This is a genomic window from Peribacillus sp. B-H-3 (assembly GCF_048572925.1).
Classification (GTDB): Bacteria; Bacillota; Bacilli; order Bacillales; family DSM-1321; genus Peribacillus.
Genome location: NZ_CP183879.1, coordinates 480,162 through 498,244 on the forward strand (window position 1 = coordinate 480,162; position 18,083 = coordinate 498,244).

The following is an 18,083-nucleotide window of genomic DNA, read 5'->3' on the forward strand; positions in this document are numbered from 1 at the left end:
TTCCCAATTAATAACATAAAAATGTTTCACATGGAACATTTTTATGTTATTTTTTTTGCTTTTTTGGGTATGGTGTAAAAATCCATAAAAGAGTGCAGGCAAATCATTTTCCAATGTACATACTTATTTCGTAAAATATAGAAAATCAGCGAGGGACTGGCAAGAGGATAATGCAAGAAGTAAAAGCAGATAATACAAAAGCGGGACACTTACGGCCGTTTGTCATCATTTTGTTACATAATTGTGAGGCATGAAAACTTTTATTCAACAATAGACTATTGCTAGAAAGGGAGAAAATAATGTTATTTGATACACATGTTCATTTGAATGATCTTCAATTTTCTGAGGACTTGGAAGAAGTAATAGATAGAATGAAAGAAGCGGGAGTATCCCATGTAGTTGTTGTCGGCTTTGACCGGCCTACCATCACAAGGGCCATGGAGCTTGTGGAGACATACGAATTCATGTATGCTGCCGTGGGCTGGCATCCTGTAGACGCCATTGATATGACGGATGGCGATCTGGAGTGGATTGAAGAGCTTTCAAGTCATCCTAAAGTTGTGGCAATCGGAGAAATGGGCCTGGACTACCATTGGGATAAGTCTCCGAAAGATGTCCAAAAAGAAGTGTTCAGGAAACAAATCAGGCTGGCGAGGAAGGTTAAGCTTCCGATTATCATCCATAACCGGGAGGCAACGGCAGACATTGTAGACATCTTAAAAGAAGAGCATGCCTCAGAGGTTGGCGGCATTATGCATTGCTTCAGCGGAAGTGCAGAGACGGCAAAGGAATGCATTGATATGAATTTTTACATTTCACTTGGGGGGCCTGTTACATTCAAAAATGCCAAAAAGCCTAAGGAAGTAGCAGCTGAGGTTCCTTTGGACCGCCTGCTGATTGAAACGGACTGTCCTTATTTAGCTCCGCATCCATACAGGGGGAAACGGAATGAACCAGCATATGTGAAGTTAGTAGCCGAACAAATTGCTGAGATAAAAGGGGTTGCACCTGAGGAAATAGCAGCTGTGACTACACAGAATGCAAAGAAATTATTCGGCATAAAATGATAGCACATTTTGTCAGTTTGTTTCTAAGTTTGTCTGCAGAAAAACTGAATTCAAGAAAGTAATGCAAATCTTCGTCACTTTATGGTATGTCCATGTCGATAAGTCTCCCTTTTCAATTAGATAGAGAGTATGCATAATAGAAATTAACTTTCAAGGCTTTCTATAAATCGGATGGGAGTCCGGCAGGGAGTACTATACAATCACCGAGAGGAAGGAGGAGTTTTTCATTTCTTTTAAAAATATGAAAAACTTGATTCCCAAGTCTTTTGGGAAAAAGAGAGTGGCCTTTGGGGCAGGAGCGGCCATAGCCGGAATTGCCATATTGGGATTGCTATATTATCAGGGGACAAAACAAACGGTTTCACTATCGCTTGATGGCGAGAAAAAAGTAGTAAGGACACATGCTGAAACGATTCGTGATATATTAAAAGACTTTGAGATTGACGTGAAGGCCCAGGATTATTTATCGCCATCAGAAAAGAGCAAAGTGGGGGATCACACGAATGTCGTGTGGGAGCCGGCCATGCCTATTGGCATCACTGTGGATGGCAAAAAGAAAACGGTATGGACAACGGCTGAAACGGTCAGCGGGCTGCTGAAGGAACAAAATCTCGAATTAAAGGAAAAAGATCAGATTTCCCCGGCACCCGACACCAGGCTACAGGAAAAAATGGACATTGCAATCGAAAAAGCCTTTCCGCTTACATTGGCAGTTGGCAAAAACGAAAAGCAAGTCTGGTCAACTTCGACTACGGTCGCTGACTTTTTAAGACAACAAGGTGTAACACTCAATCATTTAGACCGCGTTGAGCCAAAATTAGGAGAAAAAGTTCAAGCCAAGAACAGAGTAAACGTCATACGAGTTGAAAAAGTCACCGATGTAGTGGAAGAACCGATTAATTATGCAGTCATTACAAAAAAAGATAACAGCCTTCGGAAAGGAAAAGAAAAGGTCATTATTCCAGGGAGCAAGGGGCTTCTTGCCAAGCATTTTGAGATTACAAAAGAAAATGGAAAAATCGTGGCAAAAAAACTTCTTTCAAAACAAGTTGTTAAGCATAAGCGCGACAGGGTTACTGCCATTGGAACCCGGCAATACATAGTGCAGGCTTCACGCAAGGCTCAGGAGTCTGGCGGCAGGGAAGTCTATGTTTCCTCGACCGCCTATACGGCAAGCTGCAATGGATGTTCAGGAAGAACAGCAACTGGCATTAATCTGAAGGAAAACCCGGGAGCAAGAGTCATCGCCGTTGATCCGAGTATCATTCCGCTCGGCTCCAAAGTGTTTGTTGAGGGATATGGATATGCAATTGCAGCGGATAAGGGCTCTGCCATTAAAGGAAACCGGATCGATGTTTTCTTTTCTTCGCAATCAGACGCCTACCGTTGGGGAGTGAAAAGGGTAAAAGTGCGGATTATCCAGTAGGTAACGTGGAACTTCCGCGTGCGGGAAGGCCTCACAGCCCCTGCCTAGCTGTCTTCGCTGATCATCCACTGAGGCGGCGGATATGGCTTTCCTTTAATGCGGGATAAACTTTTGCAGGAGATTTTATATCTCCTGCTTTTTTACGTTATAATAATAAAGCAGAATTCAGCTATTGCTTGCTGTATTCGATTCATTATGTTTAGGCGAATATAAAGTGAAGAAGGTTTCATCAATTTGGAGGAACACATGAAAAAAATTAAAGAAATTATCGTGGTGGAAGGAAAAGACGACACCGTAGCCATAAAAAGGTCTGTGAATGCCGATACCATCGAGACGAATGGTTCTGCAGTTAATGAGTCTGTAATCGAACAGGTGAGGCTTGCCCAGCAAACGAGGGGTGTCATTATTTTTACTGATCCTGATTTTCCAGGACAGAAAATAAGGAATACGATTACAGATCAGGTCAAAGGATGCAAGCATGCATTTTTAACAAAAAACGAAGCACTTCCTAAGTCAGGAAGAGGTCTCGGTGTGGAGCATGCCTCCCCTGAATCCATCAGAAATGCGCTGAGAGATGCCCAGACTATGGATGAAGAAGCGAAAGAGGAAATTTCAAAGGAGGATCTTGCAGATGCCGGACTGATCGGCGGCGAAGGTTCCAGACAAAGAAGGGAACGGCTTGGCCAGCTGTTAAAGATCGGTTTTACAAATGGCAAGCAGCTGTATAAGCGATTAAAAATGTTCCAAATCTCGAAAGAAGATTTTATTGAAGCATTAAAGCAAATCAAGCAGGAGGAAAATCATGCATAAGGATATTGCAACTCCCCTCAGAACCAAAGAGATACTGAAAAAATATGGCTTTTCCTTTAAAAAAAGCCTAGGCCAGAATTTCTTGATTGATACCAATATTTTAAAGAATATCGTCGAGCATGCTAACCTGACCGAACAAAGCGGCGCCATTGAAATTGGCCCGGGAATCGGCGCTTTGACAGAACAACTGGCAAAAAGCAGCAAAAAGGTAACGGCATTTGAAATAGATCAGAGGTTATTGCCGATATTGAAGGATACCTTGTCACCTTATAATAATGTAAAAGTAATACATGGGGATGTCCTGAAGGCAGATGTGAAAAAGGTGATAGAAGAAGAGTTTGCAGATACCCCGGATGTAATGGTTGTAGCCAATCTTCCTTACTATGTCACAACTCCGATCATTCTTAAATTGCTGACTGAAAAACTGCCGATCCGGGGCATTGTCGTAATGCTTCAAAAAGAGGTTGCTGATCGGATTGCCGCAAAGCCCGGTACAAAGGAATATGGTTCATTATCCATTGCTATACAGTATTATACGGAGGCGGAAACAGTCATGGTAGTTCCAAAAACTGTTTTTATGCCTCAGCCTAATGTAGATTCAGCTGTCATAAGACTTACGGTAAGAGAGCGGCCGGTTGTGGAGGTAAAGGATGAGGACTTTTTCTTTACGCTGACACGCTCCAGCTTCGCACAGCGGCGTAAAACCATCTTGAATAACCTTACAAGCCAGCTTCCAGATGGAAAAGCCAAAAAAGATATTATTTTAGCTGCACTCGAAAAATCAAATATTGATCCTACCCGAAGGGGAGAAACTCTTTCTATTCAGGAATTTGGAAAATTGAGCGATGAGCTGTTTCTTGATTTTACAGGGAATGCATTGAGCTGATAATAGCCAGGACCGGAAATTACCGGATTCCTGGCTATTTTTATATTATCTGCTCATTAACGGCGAAAAAGATTTCGGCTGCTGGCCATGGTGCCGTTGCATTTCACCATTTTCGGCTGGTTGCATAACTTAAGAAAGAACATAATTTTGACAGGGCCATAGGTGATCTTGTTACGGGGTGAGGCCATGAGTATTAAAATCCATGATATTGTAGCTAGGAAGTCATATGAAGGCGATGTCCTTTTCCGTGTTATAGATATCAAAGAGAAAAAAGGAATCAAGGAAGCTGTTTTATACGGAGAGGATGTCCGGCTGATTGCAGATGCACCATTTTCCGATTTGTTGAAAATCGATGAAAATGAGAGGAATCAGCGCCACAGAAGCGATTTGGAAAAGCAGGATCAATCATTCCGCCTGTTTACGCAGGAGCAGGAGCTTCAAAAACAAAAAAGCGATTATGAAGCAAGCGGCGGCTACAGGTATAGCGGCAACTATTTTCAGATGCCTGGCAGGGTTCTGCATGTAGACGGTGATGCTTCCTATCTTAGAAAATGCCTGGACTTATATGAAAAAATCGGGATTCCTGTGAACGGTGTCTATTGCAATGAAAAGGAAATGCCAGAGAAAATCGGCCAGCTTCTTGATCATTATCGCCCAGATATCCTAGTGATCACAGGCCATGATTCTTACTCCAAAACCAAAGGAAATCCTGAAGATTTGAGTGCATACCGGCATTCCAGGCATTTTGTCCAAACTGTTATGGAGGCAAGAAAAAGGGTATCTCACTTGGATCAGCTTGTTATTTTTGCCGGTGCCTGCCAGTCCCATTTTGAATCACTCATTCGGGCAGGAGCCAATTTCGCAAGCTCTCCATCAAGAGTGAATATCCATGCGCTGGATCCGGTTTATATTGTTGCGAAAATCAGCTACACACCTTTCATGGAACATATCCGTGTATGGGATGTGCTGAGGAATACATTAACAGGCGAAAAAGGGCTCGGCGGCATTGAAACACGCGGAGTTTTAAGAACAGGAATGCCCTATAACCTTACAACTGAAGAATAAACGCTGCATGTATAATACATGCAGCTTGTTTTTGTTTATCTCGCAGCAATCAGAGATTTGAATACATTTCGGGGCTATCGGACAATTTTTGCAGAGAGAGTTGGTTTTTTTGGAAATAAAATAGCTGAAATGGCTGGTTTCATAAAAAGATTACATAATTTTTCAATTGCGGAGGATACTAGTGGGGTAAAGAAGGATGCGAATTTTGAAGGAACATGCGATAAAAAACCATTGACAAACAAATTTAACTACTGCTATAATTTATTATTTTGTTTGACCTTGGTTGGTGTTTGTGATATACTACACTTAGTGAGGTGGACCGAAAATGCCAAAAACTTTAGCTGATATTAAACATGCACTGGACTCCAATCTTGGAAAAAGGCTGCTATTGAAAGCAAACGGTGGAAGAAGAAAAACTGTAGAACGTTTTGGTACGTTAGCAGAAACTTATCCAGCTGTTTTTGTAATCGAACTCGATCAAGATGAAAATGCATTCGAAAGAGTATCTTACAGCTATGCAGACGTATTAACGGAAACCGTACAACTAACATTTTTGAATAAGCAGCAGGAAATGTAGCTTTGAGTAGGCAGTAAACACAGTTTGCTGCTTTTTAATTTGTCCAAAATTCCTGTCTGCTGTTGATTTATAACAAAAAAGGATAAAAGAGCTGGTTATGAAAAATCATCCTATGCAGATGCTAACTATGTGTCAGCTGTGAAAGGGGATGTTCATTTTGGGCAGAAATAAAGGGATTATGTCAGAGCGTTTTAAAGAAGAACTGGCAAAAGAACTTGGATTTTATGATGTGGTCCAAAAAGAAGGCTGGGGAGGAATACGGGCCCGTGATGCGGGAAATATGGTTAAGCTGGCCATTGAAAAGGCTCAAAGCCAGCTTGCGAATAAAAACTGACGTTATATATACCGCGTATTCTGACTTAAAACAGCACACAATACACCGCAGAAGGGGAAGCTCACTTAAGCTTCCCCTTCTGCTTTGCCGGTCAAGCAGGCAAAGCCCCGCACTTAAACCCCGATAAAAACCATGTATGTTCTATATAATTTGCGAAATTCCTTTGCTGCATTGAAATTACCCTTAAAAAACCTTTAGAATGGAAACAAATATGATAAAATAGGACAAGAACTTTCTAGAACGTTAAAAGTAGGTGGTAAATTTGAAGCTTATGGAGAAGGCGCCAGCTAAGATAAACTTAGCGCTGGATGTGCTTAATAAGCGGCCGGATGGATACCATGAAGTCGAAATGATTATGACTACGGTTGATCTTGCGGATAGAATTGAATTAAAGGAAATCAGACATAATGAAATTGAAATCCTTTCGCATAACAGGTTTGTTCCGGATGACCAGAGGAATCTGGCATATCAGGCAGCTTTTTTATTAAAAGAACGTTACGGCATTAATAAGGGAGTTTCGATTGCCATAGAAAAAAACATTCCGGTGGCAGCCGGGCTCGCTGGAGGAAGCAGTGATGCAGCGGCAACTTTAAGAGGATTGAATAAGCTATGGAAGCTTGGTTTATCGTTGGATGAATTGGCAGAACTGGGTGCGGAAATCGGTTCGGATGTTTCCTTTTGCGTATTTGGCGGAACAGCACTCGCAAAAGGCAGAGGAGAGAAAATCACTCACCTGCCCGTTCCTCCAAAATGCTGGGTGATCCTGGCTAAGCCAACTCTTGGAGTCTCGACGGCAGATGTTTATAAACGCTTGCAGCTATCTAAAATGTCCCACCCGGATGTACCCGGAATGATTTCTGCCATCGAGGAAAATAGCTACGAAAAGGTTTGCGGCGGACTTGGAAATGTGCTGGAAAGCGTCACTCTGCCTCTTTACCCTGAGGTGGCCAATATAAAGGATCAGATGAAAACCTTTGGAGCAGATGCCGTGCTTATGAGCGGAAGCGGCCCCACTGTTTTTGGCCTTGCTGAGCATGATTCCAGAATGCAAAGAGTATATAATGGACTGCGCGGCTTTTGTGATCAGGTATATGCGGTCCGCATGCTTGGAGATATAAACATTCTTGAGTAAACACGTACATTAATGATATAATTTTATAAAAATATTCGGAAAATGGAATGGGGGTGGAAAAAAGTGAAATTTAGGCGCAGTGAGAGACTGGTGGACATGACAAATTACCTCTTGGAACATCCTGGCCAGCTCGTCTCGCTTACATTTTTTGCGGAACGTTATAGTTCTGCTAAATCCTCTATTAGCGAAGATTTAACGATCATCAAGGAAACCTTCGAACAGCGCGGAATCGGATCATTGAACACTGTTCCGGGGGCAGCAGGCGGTGTGAAATATATCGTAAATGTAAACCGCGGTGAAGCGAAAGGCTTTATTGATGAATTGTGCAGGGTCATTGCGAGTCCTGAAAGGCTTTTGCCTGGCGGTTATTTGTATATGACAGATATACTGGGCGATCCCCAGACTGTCAATACCGTCGGGAGAATAATAGCAGCCGCTTATGCAAAAAAGCGTGTGGATGTCATTATGACTATGGCGACAAAAGGGATACCTCTTGCATATTCCGTTGCCCATTATTTAAATGTCCCGGTTGTAATCGCGAGAAGAGACAATAAAGTGACCGAGGGTTCGACGGTCAGTATCAATTATGTTTCTGGATCTCTAAAAAGAATCCAGACTATGGTGCTTTCAAAAAGGAGTCTTGCAGAAGGCTCAAACGTACTGATTGTAGATGATTTCATGAAGGCTGGCGGAACGGTAAACGGCATGGTTTCGCTGCTTGAAGAGTTCAAAGCTACATTAGCTGGCATAGCTGTTCTGGTAGAATCAGAAAAAGCGGATGAACGCTTAGTGGATGATTATACTTCCCTCATCAAGCTTTCCGGAGTGAACGAAAAAGATAAGAGTATCAATGTAGCACAAGGAAATTATTTTGCAGCAGAATAAAATGCATTAAGCCATAAGGAGGAGCACTATGAAAATCGTTCATACTAATGAGGCCCCGGCCGCAATTGGACCCTATTCACAAGGAATTACGGTAAATAACCTATTCTTTAGCTCAGGCCAGATTCCCCTCACAGCGGAAGGAACAATGGTGACTGGCGATGTCATGAAGCAGACTCATCAGGTTTTTAAAAATCTGAAAACCGTTTTAGCCGAAGCAGGCGCTTCACTGGAAACCGTTGTAAAAGCGACAGTGTTTATTAAAAGCATGGACGACTTTGCAGAGATCAATGAAGTATACGGAACATACTTTTCAGATCATAAACCTGCCCGTTCTTGTGTAGAAGTGGCACGACTTCCAAAAGATGCATTAGTGGAAATAGAAGTAATTGCGCTCGTTAAGTAATTTAAGACGGGCGTTTTTTTTATTTTTGGCCTTTTTCTATACAACAAAAATCAGCTTGGAAAAAAATTTATGGAGCTTCGGTTATTTATTAGCAGGGACATAAGTATTTTCTATACAGGTTATTTGCATAGAAAGTTTTTAAAACGCTTTCATATCAATGTTTTAGGCGCAGCGAAAACATGAGATTAAAAAATTCAAGAAATATGCATAGTTTTTTTAAAAAATTTACAATAATTAGAAGGAGTTTAGAAAGCGCTTGTAGAATATGTATTTTAAGTTTCTATCATGAAAAAAGGTGGTGAACAGAATGGAAGTAACTGACGTAAGATTACGCCGCGTAAATACAGATGGGCGCATGAGGGCAATTGCATCAATTACATTGGATAATGAGTTTGTGGTACACGATATCCGTGTAATCGACGGAAATAATGGTTTATTCGTTGCTATGCCGAGTAAACGCACTCCTGATGGAGAATTCCGTGATATTGCACACCCGATTAATTCTTCAACACGCGGTAAAATTCAGGATGCTGTGCTTGCTGAATATCATCGTTTAGGAGAAATGGAAGTCGAGTTAGAAGAAGCAGGAGCTGGAGCTTCATAAAAATTTGAAATAAATATGCATCAGGAGCCTACTTCAAAAGTAAGGCTCTTTTTATCGAAAAAAACAGACTTCATTATAACATTTCAATTCCCCCGATTATTAGCATGTAAACCTTTTTTAACGCCAATTTTAAAAAACCCTCCAAAAAAATTCAGAAACTCTTAATTTGACTCCTTGAAAGGTATATAATTGACAAGATGTGATTTCTTTCACAATTAAGAATGAAAATACCATTGCCATGGACAGCCAGTATGCAAAGTGGCATGCTTTTTAATTAAGCAGAGAGCAAATGCAGGTTTTCTTATTGACAATAATTTGTACTTTTCTCAGAAATGTTGAAAAGAAGGTTCATTTGAGATAATATTTTTAATGGATAAAAAGGTAAAATTGGAGGCCTGTTATGACGAATCGTTATGCAATAATTTTGGCCGCGGGACAAGGTACCAGAATGAAATCTAAGCTTTACAAGGTTTTACACCCTGTTTGCGGAAAACCAATGGTACAGCATGTTATAGACCACGTTAATGAACTTAAAATAGAAGATATAGTCACGATTATTGGCCATGGAGCTGAAAAAGTGCAGGATCAGGTGGGCAATTTAAGCCAGTATGCCCTTCAAACGGAGCAATTGGGAACTGCCCATGCAGTGATGCAGGCAGAAGCAGCGCTTGCCGGCAAAGAAGGAACCACTCTTGTGATTTGCGGGGATACTCCCTTGATTAAATCCGATACCATGCAGGCATTGATAGACCTGCATGAAGAAAAACAGGCAAAGGCAACTATATTGACAGCTTCAGCCCAAAATCCTGCTGGTTATGGACGGGTCATCCGCAATAGCGATGGGGAAGTTGAAAAAATTGTAGAACACAAAGATGCTAATGAATCCGAGCTTAAGGTAAAGGAAATCAATACTGGAACCTATTGCTTTGATAACATGGCGCTATTTTCTGCCCTTAAAAAAGTTTCGAATGACAATGTGCAGGGCGAGTATTACCTGCCTGACGTTATTGAAATCCTGAAGGCTGAGGGAGAAATTATCACAGCCTATGAAACGGATGATTTTGGCGAAACAATGGGAGTGAACGATAGAGTCGCTTTGTCCCAGGCAGAAGCCATCATGCGAAGCAGAATTAACGAAAAGCATATGAGGAATGGAGTAACCATTACAGATCCGGCATCGACCTATATTGAAGCTGACGTAACCATCGAACAGGATACAGTAATTTATCCTGGAACCATGATCATGGGCAGCACCCATATTGGCCGGGAATGCCTGATCGGTCCTCATACAGAAATTAAAGACTGCAGGATTGGCGATCATACCGTACTTCGCCAATCTGTTGCACATGACAGCTCGATTGGCGCAGAAGTGAAGATTGGACCGTTTGCCCATATCCGCCCGCAATCTGAAATTATGGATGAAGTAAAAATTGGGAATTTTGTCGAAATTAAAAAAGCGGTCTTTGGCACGGGAAGCAAAGCTTCTCATTTAAGTTACATTGGTGATGCTGAAGTTGGAAAAGATGTTAATATCGGCTGCGGATCCATTACTGTAAATTATGACGGAAAAAATAAATTCTTGACTAAAATAGAAGACGGGGTTTTTGTTGGCTGCAATTCCAATCTGGTTGCTCCTGTTACCATTGGAAAAGGAGCATACGTAGCAGCAGGCTCAACCATAACGGAAGATGTTCCAGGTGAAGCTTTATCAATAGCCCGCGCACGCCAGGTGAATAAAGAAGACTACGTAAAAAACCTGAAGTTCAATAAATAACCCAATGGAGGTTCATCATGTCAAACCAGTATTTAGATCCTAACTTAAAAGTCTTTTCTCTAAATTCCAATCATGGATTAGCTCATGAAATTGCTAAAGCTATCGGTGTTGAGCTTGGAAAATGTTCAGTGACTCATTTCAGTGATGGTGAAGTGCAAATCAATATTGAGGAAAGCATCCGCGGCTGTGACGTGTTTGTCATTCAATCGACAAGCCAGCCTGTTAATGAGCATTTGATGGAATTGCTGATTATGATTGATGCATTAAAGCGTGCTTCCGCTAAAACAATCAATATTGTTATGCCTTATTACGGATATGCGCGCCAGGATCGGAAAGCGCGTGCCAGGGAGCCAATCACTGCCAAGCTTGTTGCTAATCTTTTGGAAACTGCAGGCGCAGACCGTGTCATCACACTGGATCTTCATGCACCTCAAATACAAGGATTCTTTGACATTTTAATCGACCATTTAATGGGTGTGCCGATTCTAGCTGATTATTTCAGAGAAAAGAATTTGCAGGATATCGTAATTGTGTCTCCTGATCATGGCGGAGTTACCCGTGCCCGGAAAATGGCAGACCGCTTAAAAGCGCCGATTGCCATCATAGATAAACGCCGTCCCCGCCCGAATGTTGCTGAGGTGATGAACATTGTCGGAAATATTGAAGGAAAAACGGCCATTTTAATTGATGATATTATTGACACCGCCGGGACTATTACATTAGCAGCAAATGCCCTTATGGAAAACGGGGCAACAGAAGTGTACGCTTGCTGTACACACCCTGTTCTTTCCGGTCCGGCTATCGAGCGTATTCAAAACTCAACTATCAAAGAACTTGTAGTAACGAATACAATTTCTCTTCCGGAAGAAAAGAAAATCGATAAAATTGTAGAGCTGTCTGTAGCTACTTTGATCGGTGAAGCAATCATCCGTGTACACGAAGAACAATCAGTAAGCACATTGTTTGATTAATTAAAAAGTGCGGGCGCCTCGTCCAGCACGCGAAGCTTGATTATAAAAAGTGCAGACGCCTGTTCAGCCGGGAACATAATTCCGGGTGCCTGTCAGGTAATGCCAGCCAGATTTACTAGTATTAAAAAAGACGATGATTCATTTTTTCATCGTCTTTTTTTTTGCCAAAAGTGCTTCTGAAGCCGCTCATCCAGCCGATTCCGGCAGACTCTGCCAGTAGCAGCATTGCCGAAAGATGTTTAGAATCTTTCTTTTTAGGGCAATTTTTAAGTAAGAGAAGCAATAATTTATTTCATTCGGAAAGGCGGAGGATTTATGAGTAACGTATTAGCGGCAAAAGAACGGGAAAAGACTAACTTAAAACATTTAAGGGACAGCGGTGACATTCCTGCTATCGTTTATGGCAATAAAAATACAAGCACTGCTATTTCTGTGAGTAATGGAGACTTCCAGAGGGTCATCAAGGAAGTCGGCCGCAATGGAATTATTTCTTTGGATGTACAAGGAAAAAAACATGATGTTATGCTGTCTGACTTTCAGAAGGATCCGCTAAAAAATGAAATTTATCATGCGGATTTCCTGATTGTAAACATGTCAGAGGAGCGCCAGGCACAAGTGCGCATAAACTTGGTTGGCGATTCTAAAGGTGTAAAAGATGGCGGCGTTCTCCAGCAATCCATCCATGAAGTCACTGTGACGGCTAAACCAAATGACATTCCGGAATCGTTTAATGTGGATGTTACGAATTTAGATGTTGGCGATACAGTTACCATTGCAGATGTGAAAAATGCGAATGGGATTACGATTGACCAGGATGAGGAAGAAGTCATCGCCTCTGTACTTGCTCCGAGACAGGAAGAAGAAATCAGTACAGGCGAACAGCAGGATGGCGGTACTCCGGTGAACGAAGAAGGCCGTGAAACCTCTCCATCTTCTGAGTCTTGATAATGCATGATAGAAGCAAAAACATGGTATAATAGGCGTAACCTATACAGGTTACGCCTTTTGTCAGGAGAGATTAATCAGCTTTCTTGGCATTTTTGGCTTTGGAATATTCCTGCTGCCTATGGCTGGATTTTTTTAAAATAGAATAGGCCTGGAGCCGCTTGCAGGATAAAGTGCAGATGGGTTACGCTTTTTATAAGATTTAATATAAAAAAAGCGTGAACCGCTTCAAGTATGGAAAGCAGTGACGGAGAGTGAAATATGAAGATAATTGCAGGACTGGGCAACCCGGGAAAACAATATGAAAAAACAAGGCATAACATCGGCTTTGAAGCAATAGATGAATTATCAAGAAATTGGTCAATACCTTTGGATCAGGCTAAGCATAAAGGAATATATGGATCTGGAAGTGTAAATGGAGAAAAGGTCATACTTCTTAAACCTCTTACATATATGAATTTATCTGGAGAATCCATTGGGGCAGTTATGGATTTTTTTAAACTGGAGGTCAATGATCTTGTCGTCCTGTATGATGATTTAGATTTGCCTGCGGGAAAAATCAGATTGCGCCAAAAAGGAAGTGCAGGTGGACACAATGGAATAAAATCCACTATTGCCCATATGGGCACACAGGAATTCAACCGGATCCGGATTGGAATTGGCAGGCCGGAAGGAAGAATTCCTGTTACGGATTATGTCCTCGGCAGATTTACAAAGGAAGAGTGGCCAGTCATGAGCGAAGCAGTCGATAAAAGTGTGAATGCTTGCGAAGAATGGCTTAAAAAGCCGTTTCTTCAGGTAATGAATGAATTTAACTGATCGTAAAAAGTATCTGCAGCCAGATGAATAAATCCCCCTTTTTTTGGTGAATACTAAACCATAAAAAGAGAGTAGGGGGTTAGCGATATGGCTCTCCATTATAATTGCAGACATTGCGGAATGAAGCTTGGAAGCATACACCAGCAGGTTTTGGATATAGAACAATTGGGTTTTGATAAACTTAATGATGAAGAACGCCAGGAAATGATTGTTTATGATTCTTCAGGAGATATATATGTTAAATCCATATGTGCAGATTGCCAGGAATCACTGCAAAAAAATCCTGGATTGCATCAAAACGATTATATTATTCATTAATGGAAATCAGCTTTGGGACAAATCCAAAGCATTTTTCCGTTTGTTTCAATTTTAAAGGCTCTTTTCATAAAGATTGTTGTCTTTAATTGGGGGGCGGTCCCCTGGTTAAATCGGCTGATTGTAGCAGAAGGTGTATGACTCCCGCGGCAAGCGAGCATCCTTAAATGGAAATCAGCCATATTGTTCCATGTCAGCAAAGTTTATGAAAACAGCCTAATTAAAGATGCTGGATTCATTTATTTCCTTTATGTGATTTGAAAAATGCAATTGGTATAAACGCGTTAAAATTATAGAACGTATCTAGGAGCATGAATCCTGGGGACATATCATTTTATTTATTGAGAGGGGAGGGGCAGAGTGTGAAAGGATTGCAAAATCTGTTTTCCAAACACGAGGATGTCCGCTCATTAATAACGGGAATAGATGAGGGGTTAAGGGAGCAATTGGTTTCTGGATTATCTGGTTCTTCAAGATCGGTGCTGATCGCTTCGGTTTATGCTGAAACAAAAAAATCCATCCTGGTGGTTACACATAACCTTTTGCAGGCACAGAAGCTTCAAGAGGATTTGTCCGGCTTCATTTCTGAGGAAGAATTATTTATATATCCGGCAAATGAGCTGATTGCTGCAGAACTTAGCGTTTCCAGTCCAGAATTAAGAGCGCAGCGTGTAGAAGCGCTGAACCATTTGACACATGGTAAAAAAGGAGTCATTATCGTACCGATTCCGGGATTAAGGAAGCTGCTTCCTCCTAAGGAGCTTTGGAAAAGGTATCAGCTCGATCTTAAGGTTGGTGAAGATATTGAAGTGGAGAACACGCTCCAGACTTTTGTTCATATGGGCTATTCGAGGGCGGAAATGGTTTCATCTCCAGGCGAATTCAGCATAAGGGGCGGTATCATTGATATTTACCCGATTACTGAAAATAATCCTGTCAGGATAGAATTGTTTGATACCGAAATAGATTCCATACGGACCTTCTCACTCGAAGACCAGCGATCCATCGAGAGGCATCCAGCGGTTTCCATTGGTCCTGTTACTGAAACGCTATTAGAGCCTGCACATATTGACTCTATTATTGAAAAGCTAGAAAGCGGCTTGAGCAAAAGCCTGAAAAAAATAAAAAATGAAAAGACAAAGGAACAGCTGGTACAGACTATCGGGTATGAGTTAGAACAATTTAAAACTGGAAATCTGACGGATCAGATTTCAAAATACTTAAGCCTTGGCTATGAAAAACCAGCTAGTTTGATAGATTATATGCCCAGCGACGGCATTGTCATCCTTGATGAAATCAGCCGTATTCAGGAAATAAGTGATTCCCTGGAAAAAGAAGAGGCAGAATGGTACACAAATCTGCTTGCAGAAGGCCAAATCATCCATGATGTCAAACTGGCCCACCGCTTGCCGGAGCTTATAGCAGGCTCTGACCGGCCGTTTATTTATTTATCTCTTTTCTTGCGCCATGTGCCGCATACGAATCCTCAGAATATTATTAATTTCACCTGTAAACAGATGCAAAATTTTCATGGCCAAATGAATGTGTTTAAAGCTGAGACTGACCGCTGGAAAAAGGGGAAATTTGCAGTGATTATTTTAGGCCCTGATGAAGAGCGGGTCAAGAAACTGCACAGGGTGCTAGAAGACTACGAGATTGAAGCAGCCGAGCTCAAAAGCGGCAGCGAAATCCTTCCGGGGAAGGTGCAGATCCTCCAGGGAAGCCTGAATTCAGGTTTTGAACTGCCTATGCAAAAATACGCAGTCATAACAGAGCAGGAGCTTTTTAATACTAAAGTAAAGAAAACGGCAAGAAGGCAAAAACTTACCAATGCCGAAAGAATAAAAAGTTATTCAGAATTAAAGACTGGCGATTATGTTGTTCACGTTAACCATGGAATCGGAAAATATCTCGGTATTGAGACTTTGAACATAAATGGCGTTCATAAGGATTATCTCCATATTCGATATCAGGCTAACGATAAGCTTTATGTGCCTGTTGACCAAATAGATTTAGTGCAAAAATATGTCGGCTCCGAAGGGAAAGAGCCCAAGCTTTATAAACTTGGCGGTTCGGACTGGAAAAGGGTCAAAAGCAAGGTGCAGTCTTCCGTTGAGGATATTGCGGATGATTTAATCAAGCTTTATGCAGAGCGGGAAGCTGCAAAGGGCTATGCGTTTTCACCTGATGGAGATTTGCAGAGGGAGTTTGAGACTGCTTTCCCATATAACGAAACAGAGGATCAGCTCAGGTCCATACTTGAAATCAAGAAAGACATGGAACGTGAACGGCCAATGGACCGCCTGCTTTGCGGAGATGTCGGTTACGGAAAAACGGAGGTTGCCATACGGGCTGCATTTAAGGCCATTATGGACGGGAAACAAGTCGCATTTTTAGTTCCGACAACCATTCTCGCACAGCAGCATTTTGAAACCCTCCAGGAAAGATTCCAGGATTACCCGATTACCATTGGATTGTTGAGCCGTTTCCGCACTAAAAAGCAGCAGACTGAAACTACGAAGGGATTAAAGGCGGGGACTGTTGACATAGCAGTCGGCACACACCGCTTGCTTTCGAAGGATGTGCAATACCGTGAGCTTGGTCTTCTGATCATTGATGAGGAGCAGCGCTTTGGTGTAACACATAAAGAGAAAATCAAAAAACTGAAAACAAACGTGGATGTACTGACCTTAACAGCCACCCCAATTCCAAGAACCCTGCATATGTCGATGCTTGGTGTCAGGGACTTATCGGTCATTGAGACTCCGCCGGAGAATAGGTTCCCTATACAGACTTATGTCATGGAGTATAACGGAGGCCTGGTAAGAGAGGCAATAGAAAGGGAATTGGCGCGGGATGGGCAGGTTTACTTCCTTTACAACAGGGTAGAAGATATAGCAAGAAAAGCAGAAGAAATTTCCATGCTGGTGCCGGAAGCGCGTGTAGCCTTTGCTCACGGGCAAATGACTGAACAGGAACTTGAATCGGTGATGTATGGATTAGTCAATGGAGAATATGATGTGCTGGTAAGCACCACAATTATAGAAACCGGTGTGGATATTCCGAATGTTAACACGCTCATTGTTCATGATGCTGATAGAATGGGCCTTTCACAGCTTTATCAGCTGCGCGGCCGTGTAGGACGCTCAAACCGGGTAGCTTATGCTTTCTTTACCTATCGCAAGGACAAGGTGTTGACAGAGGTCGCAGAAAAAAGGCTTCAATCCATCAAGGAATTCACTGAATTGGGTTCTGGTTTCAAGATTGCCATGCGGGACCTTTCCATTAGAGGAGCAGGCAACCTGCTTGGAGCAGAACAGCATGGGTTCATCGATTCTGTAGGTTTTGACTTGTATTCTCAGATGCTAAAAGAAGCGGTAGAAGCAAAACAGAATGATAAGCCGGCCGAGGAACGGGCCTCTATCGAAATCGACCTAGAAATTGATGCTTATATTCCTGATTCATACATTTCTGATGGACATCAGAAGATTGAGATGTATAAAAGGTTCAGGGGAATCACTTCCATAGAGGAATTTAACGAGCTTCAAGAGGAAATGCTGGATCGTTTTGGTGAATACCCTGATGAGGTAGCCTATTTATTTTTAATTGCAGAGATAAAGGTGTATGCTTTACAGGCGGGGATTGAAAGCATTAAACAATCCAAGCAGGATGTTACTATTTTAATTTCACAAAAAGAAAGCAGCAATATAGATGGCCAGAAGGTATTTCAGTTAAGTTCGAAATTTGGCCGCATGGTCGGTCTTGGCATGGATGGAAGCCGGATGAAATTAGTCCTTCATACCAAAGGCACTGTACAGGATAAGTGGCTGAATGTATTATTTGAGACTGTAAAAGGTTTGCAGCATGTCAGGAAAGCAGATCAAACTGTAAAAAAATAACAGCGCCTGCTGTTATTTAGAGATAGGATGGCATTCTATTCAGAGAAATATTTTAAAATAAAGAAAATTTTTTTCAAAGTGCATAGAACTTTCCATTAGAAAAATACTAAGTTTCACAGAGGTAATGATTACTACCAATCAAGGAAAGCTCATTATCAGAAATCAATTAAA

At 41.7% G+C, this 18,083-nt stretch carries 16 protein-coding genes and 1 pseudogene; all 17 read left to right on the forward strand.

All coding sequences use genetic code 11. From position 1 onward, the window contains the following. The first annotated feature begins 299 nt into the window (after positions 1-299). The 17 genes and pseudogenes from ACN6MY_RS02195 to mfd all read left to right on the forward strand — a co-directional run bounded on the left by ACN6MY_RS02195 (position 300) and on the right by mfd (position 17,912). Positions 300-1,067, forward strand: a complete 768-nt coding sequence (locus ACN6MY_RS02195; RefSeq protein ID WP_419882608.1) for a TatD family hydrolase — start codon at positions 300-302, stop codon at positions 1,065-1,067. A 280-nt stretch (positions 1,068-1,347) separates the two neighbouring features. After that, positions 1,348-2,493, forward strand: coding sequence for a ubiquitin-like domain-containing protein (locus tag ACN6MY_RS02200; protein WP_419882609.1), 1,146 nt, complete (start codon positions 1,348-1,350; stop codon positions 2,491-2,493). A gap of 246 nt (positions 2,494-2,739) precedes the next feature. Further along, a complete protein-coding gene (gene rnmV, locus ACN6MY_RS02205) occupies positions 2,740-3,303 on the forward strand; it encodes a ribonuclease M5 (protein ID WP_071353033.1) in 564 nt (187 codons plus the stop codon). Further along, positions 3,296-4,189 carry a 16S rRNA (adenine(1518)-N(6)/adenine(1519)-N(6))-dimethyltransferase RsmA gene (rsmA, locus tag ACN6MY_RS02210; protein WP_419882610.1) on the forward strand — a complete coding sequence of 298 codons (894 nt, stop codon included), beginning with the start codon at positions 3,296-3,298 and terminating at the stop codon, positions 4,187-4,189. Before rnmV ends, rsmA begins: the two co-directional genes overlap by 8 nt. A 186-nt stretch (positions 4,190-4,375) precedes the next feature. Next, positions 4,376-5,254, forward strand: a complete 879-nt coding sequence (yabG, locus tag ACN6MY_RS02215; protein WP_419882611.1) for a sporulation peptidase YabG — start codon at positions 4,376-4,378, stop codon at positions 5,252-5,254. A gap of 325 nt (positions 5,255-5,579) precedes the next feature. Next, positions 5,580-5,848 (forward strand): annotated as a pseudogene (gene veg / locus ACN6MY_RS02220) (biofilm formation stimulator Veg). A 131-nt stretch (positions 5,849-5,979) separates the two neighbouring features. Further along, positions 5,980-6,165 carry a small, acid-soluble spore protein, alpha/beta type gene (locus tag ACN6MY_RS02225; protein ID WP_419882612.1) on the forward strand — a complete coding sequence of 62 codons (186 nt, stop codon included), beginning with the start codon at positions 5,980-5,982 and terminating at the stop codon, positions 6,163-6,165. 262 nt (positions 6,166-6,427) lie between these two features. Then, positions 6,428-7,297, forward strand: a complete 870-nt coding sequence (gene ispE / locus ACN6MY_RS02230; RefSeq protein ID WP_419882613.1) for a 4-(cytidine 5'-diphospho)-2-C-methyl-D-erythritol kinase — start codon at positions 6,428-6,430, stop codon at positions 7,295-7,297. 63 nt (positions 7,298-7,360) lie between these two features. Next, positions 7,361-8,182, forward strand: coding sequence for a pur operon repressor (purR, locus tag ACN6MY_RS02235; RefSeq protein WP_419882614.1), 822 nt, complete (start codon positions 7,361-7,363; stop codon positions 8,180-8,182). 28 nt (positions 8,183-8,210) lie between these two features. Next, on the forward strand, positions 8,211-8,585 hold the full coding sequence (locus ACN6MY_RS02240) for a RidA family protein (protein WP_419882615.1): 375 nt from the start codon (positions 8,211-8,213) through the stop codon (positions 8,583-8,585). Positions 8,586-8,892: 307 nt separating this feature from the next. Next, complete coding sequence (gene spoVG / locus ACN6MY_RS02245) at positions 8,893-9,189, forward strand: septation regulator SpoVG (protein ID WP_071353024.1); 297 nt, start codon at positions 8,893-8,895, stop codon at positions 9,187-9,189. 400 nt (positions 9,190-9,589) lie between these two features. Next, positions 9,590-10,963 carry a bifunctional UDP-N-acetylglucosamine diphosphorylase/glucosamine-1-phosphate N-acetyltransferase GlmU gene (gene glmU, locus ACN6MY_RS02250; protein WP_419882616.1) on the forward strand — a complete coding sequence of 458 codons (1,374 nt, stop codon included), beginning with the start codon at positions 9,590-9,592 and terminating at the stop codon, positions 10,961-10,963. Between the two features lie 17 nt (positions 10,964-10,980). Next, complete coding sequence (locus ACN6MY_RS02255) at positions 10,981-11,934, forward strand: ribose-phosphate diphosphokinase (protein WP_419882617.1); 954 nt, start codon at positions 10,981-10,983, stop codon at positions 11,932-11,934. Between the two features lie 315 nt (positions 11,935-12,249). Next, positions 12,250-12,879, forward strand: a complete 630-nt coding sequence (locus ACN6MY_RS02260; RefSeq protein ID WP_419882618.1) for a 50S ribosomal protein L25/general stress protein Ctc — start codon at positions 12,250-12,252, stop codon at positions 12,877-12,879. 261 nt (positions 12,880-13,140) lie between these two features. Continuing rightward, positions 13,141-13,698 (forward strand): aminoacyl-tRNA hydrolase, encoded by a 558-nt coding sequence (pth, locus tag ACN6MY_RS02265; RefSeq protein WP_419882619.1) that lies wholly within the window; start codon positions 13,141-13,143, stop codon positions 13,696-13,698. 87 nt (positions 13,699-13,785) lie between these two features. Then, positions 13,786-14,016, forward strand: coding sequence for an anti-sigma-F factor Fin family protein (locus ACN6MY_RS02270; RefSeq protein ID WP_090991321.1), 231 nt, complete (start codon positions 13,786-13,788; stop codon positions 14,014-14,016). 359 nt (positions 14,017-14,375) lie between these two features. Further along, positions 14,376-17,912 carry a transcription-repair coupling factor gene (mfd, locus tag ACN6MY_RS02275; protein ID WP_419882620.1) on the forward strand — a complete coding sequence of 1,179 codons (3,537 nt, stop codon included), beginning with the start codon at positions 14,376-14,378 and terminating at the stop codon, positions 17,910-17,912. Positions 17,913-18,083 lie beyond the last annotated feature (171 nt).

Coding starts and splice junctions, on each gene's coding strand:
- ACN6MY_RS02195 (WP_419882608.1), top strand. CDS start 300: ATGTTATTTGATACACATGTTCATTTGAATGATCTTCAATTTTCTGAG.
- yabG (WP_419882611.1), top strand. CDS start 4,376: ATGAGTATTAAAATCCATGATATTGTAGCTAGGAAGTCATATGAAGGC.
- pth (WP_419882619.1), top strand. CDS start 13,141: ATGAAGATAATTGCAGGACTGGGCAACCCGGGAAAACAATATGAAAAA.
- ACN6MY_RS02270 (WP_090991321.1), top strand. CDS start 13,786: ATGGCTCTCCATTATAATTGCAGACATTGCGGAATGAAGCTTGGAAGC.
- ACN6MY_RS02260 (WP_419882618.1), top strand. CDS start 12,250: ATGAGTAACGTATTAGCGGCAAAAGAACGGGAAAAGACTAACTTAAAA.
- ACN6MY_RS02255 (WP_419882617.1), top strand. CDS start 10,981: ATGTCAAACCAGTATTTAGATCCTAACTTAAAAGTCTTTTCTCTAAAT.
- spoVG (WP_071353024.1), top strand. CDS start 8,893: ATGGAAGTAACTGACGTAAGATTACGCCGCGTAAATACAGATGGGCGC.
- rnmV (WP_071353033.1), top strand. CDS start 2,740: ATGAAAAAAATTAAAGAAATTATCGTGGTGGAAGGAAAAGACGACACC.
- ACN6MY_RS02225 (WP_419882612.1), top strand. CDS start 5,980: ATGTTCATTTTGGGCAGAAATAAAGGGATTATGTCAGAGCGTTTTAAA.
- ACN6MY_RS02240 (WP_419882615.1), top strand. CDS start 8,211: ATGAAAATCGTTCATACTAATGAGGCCCCGGCCGCAATTGGACCCTAT.
- glmU (WP_419882616.1), top strand. CDS start 9,590: ATGACGAATCGTTATGCAATAATTTTGGCCGCGGGACAAGGTACCAGA.
- rsmA (WP_419882610.1), top strand. CDS start 3,296: ATGCATAAGGATATTGCAACTCCCCTCAGAACCAAAGAGATACTGAAA.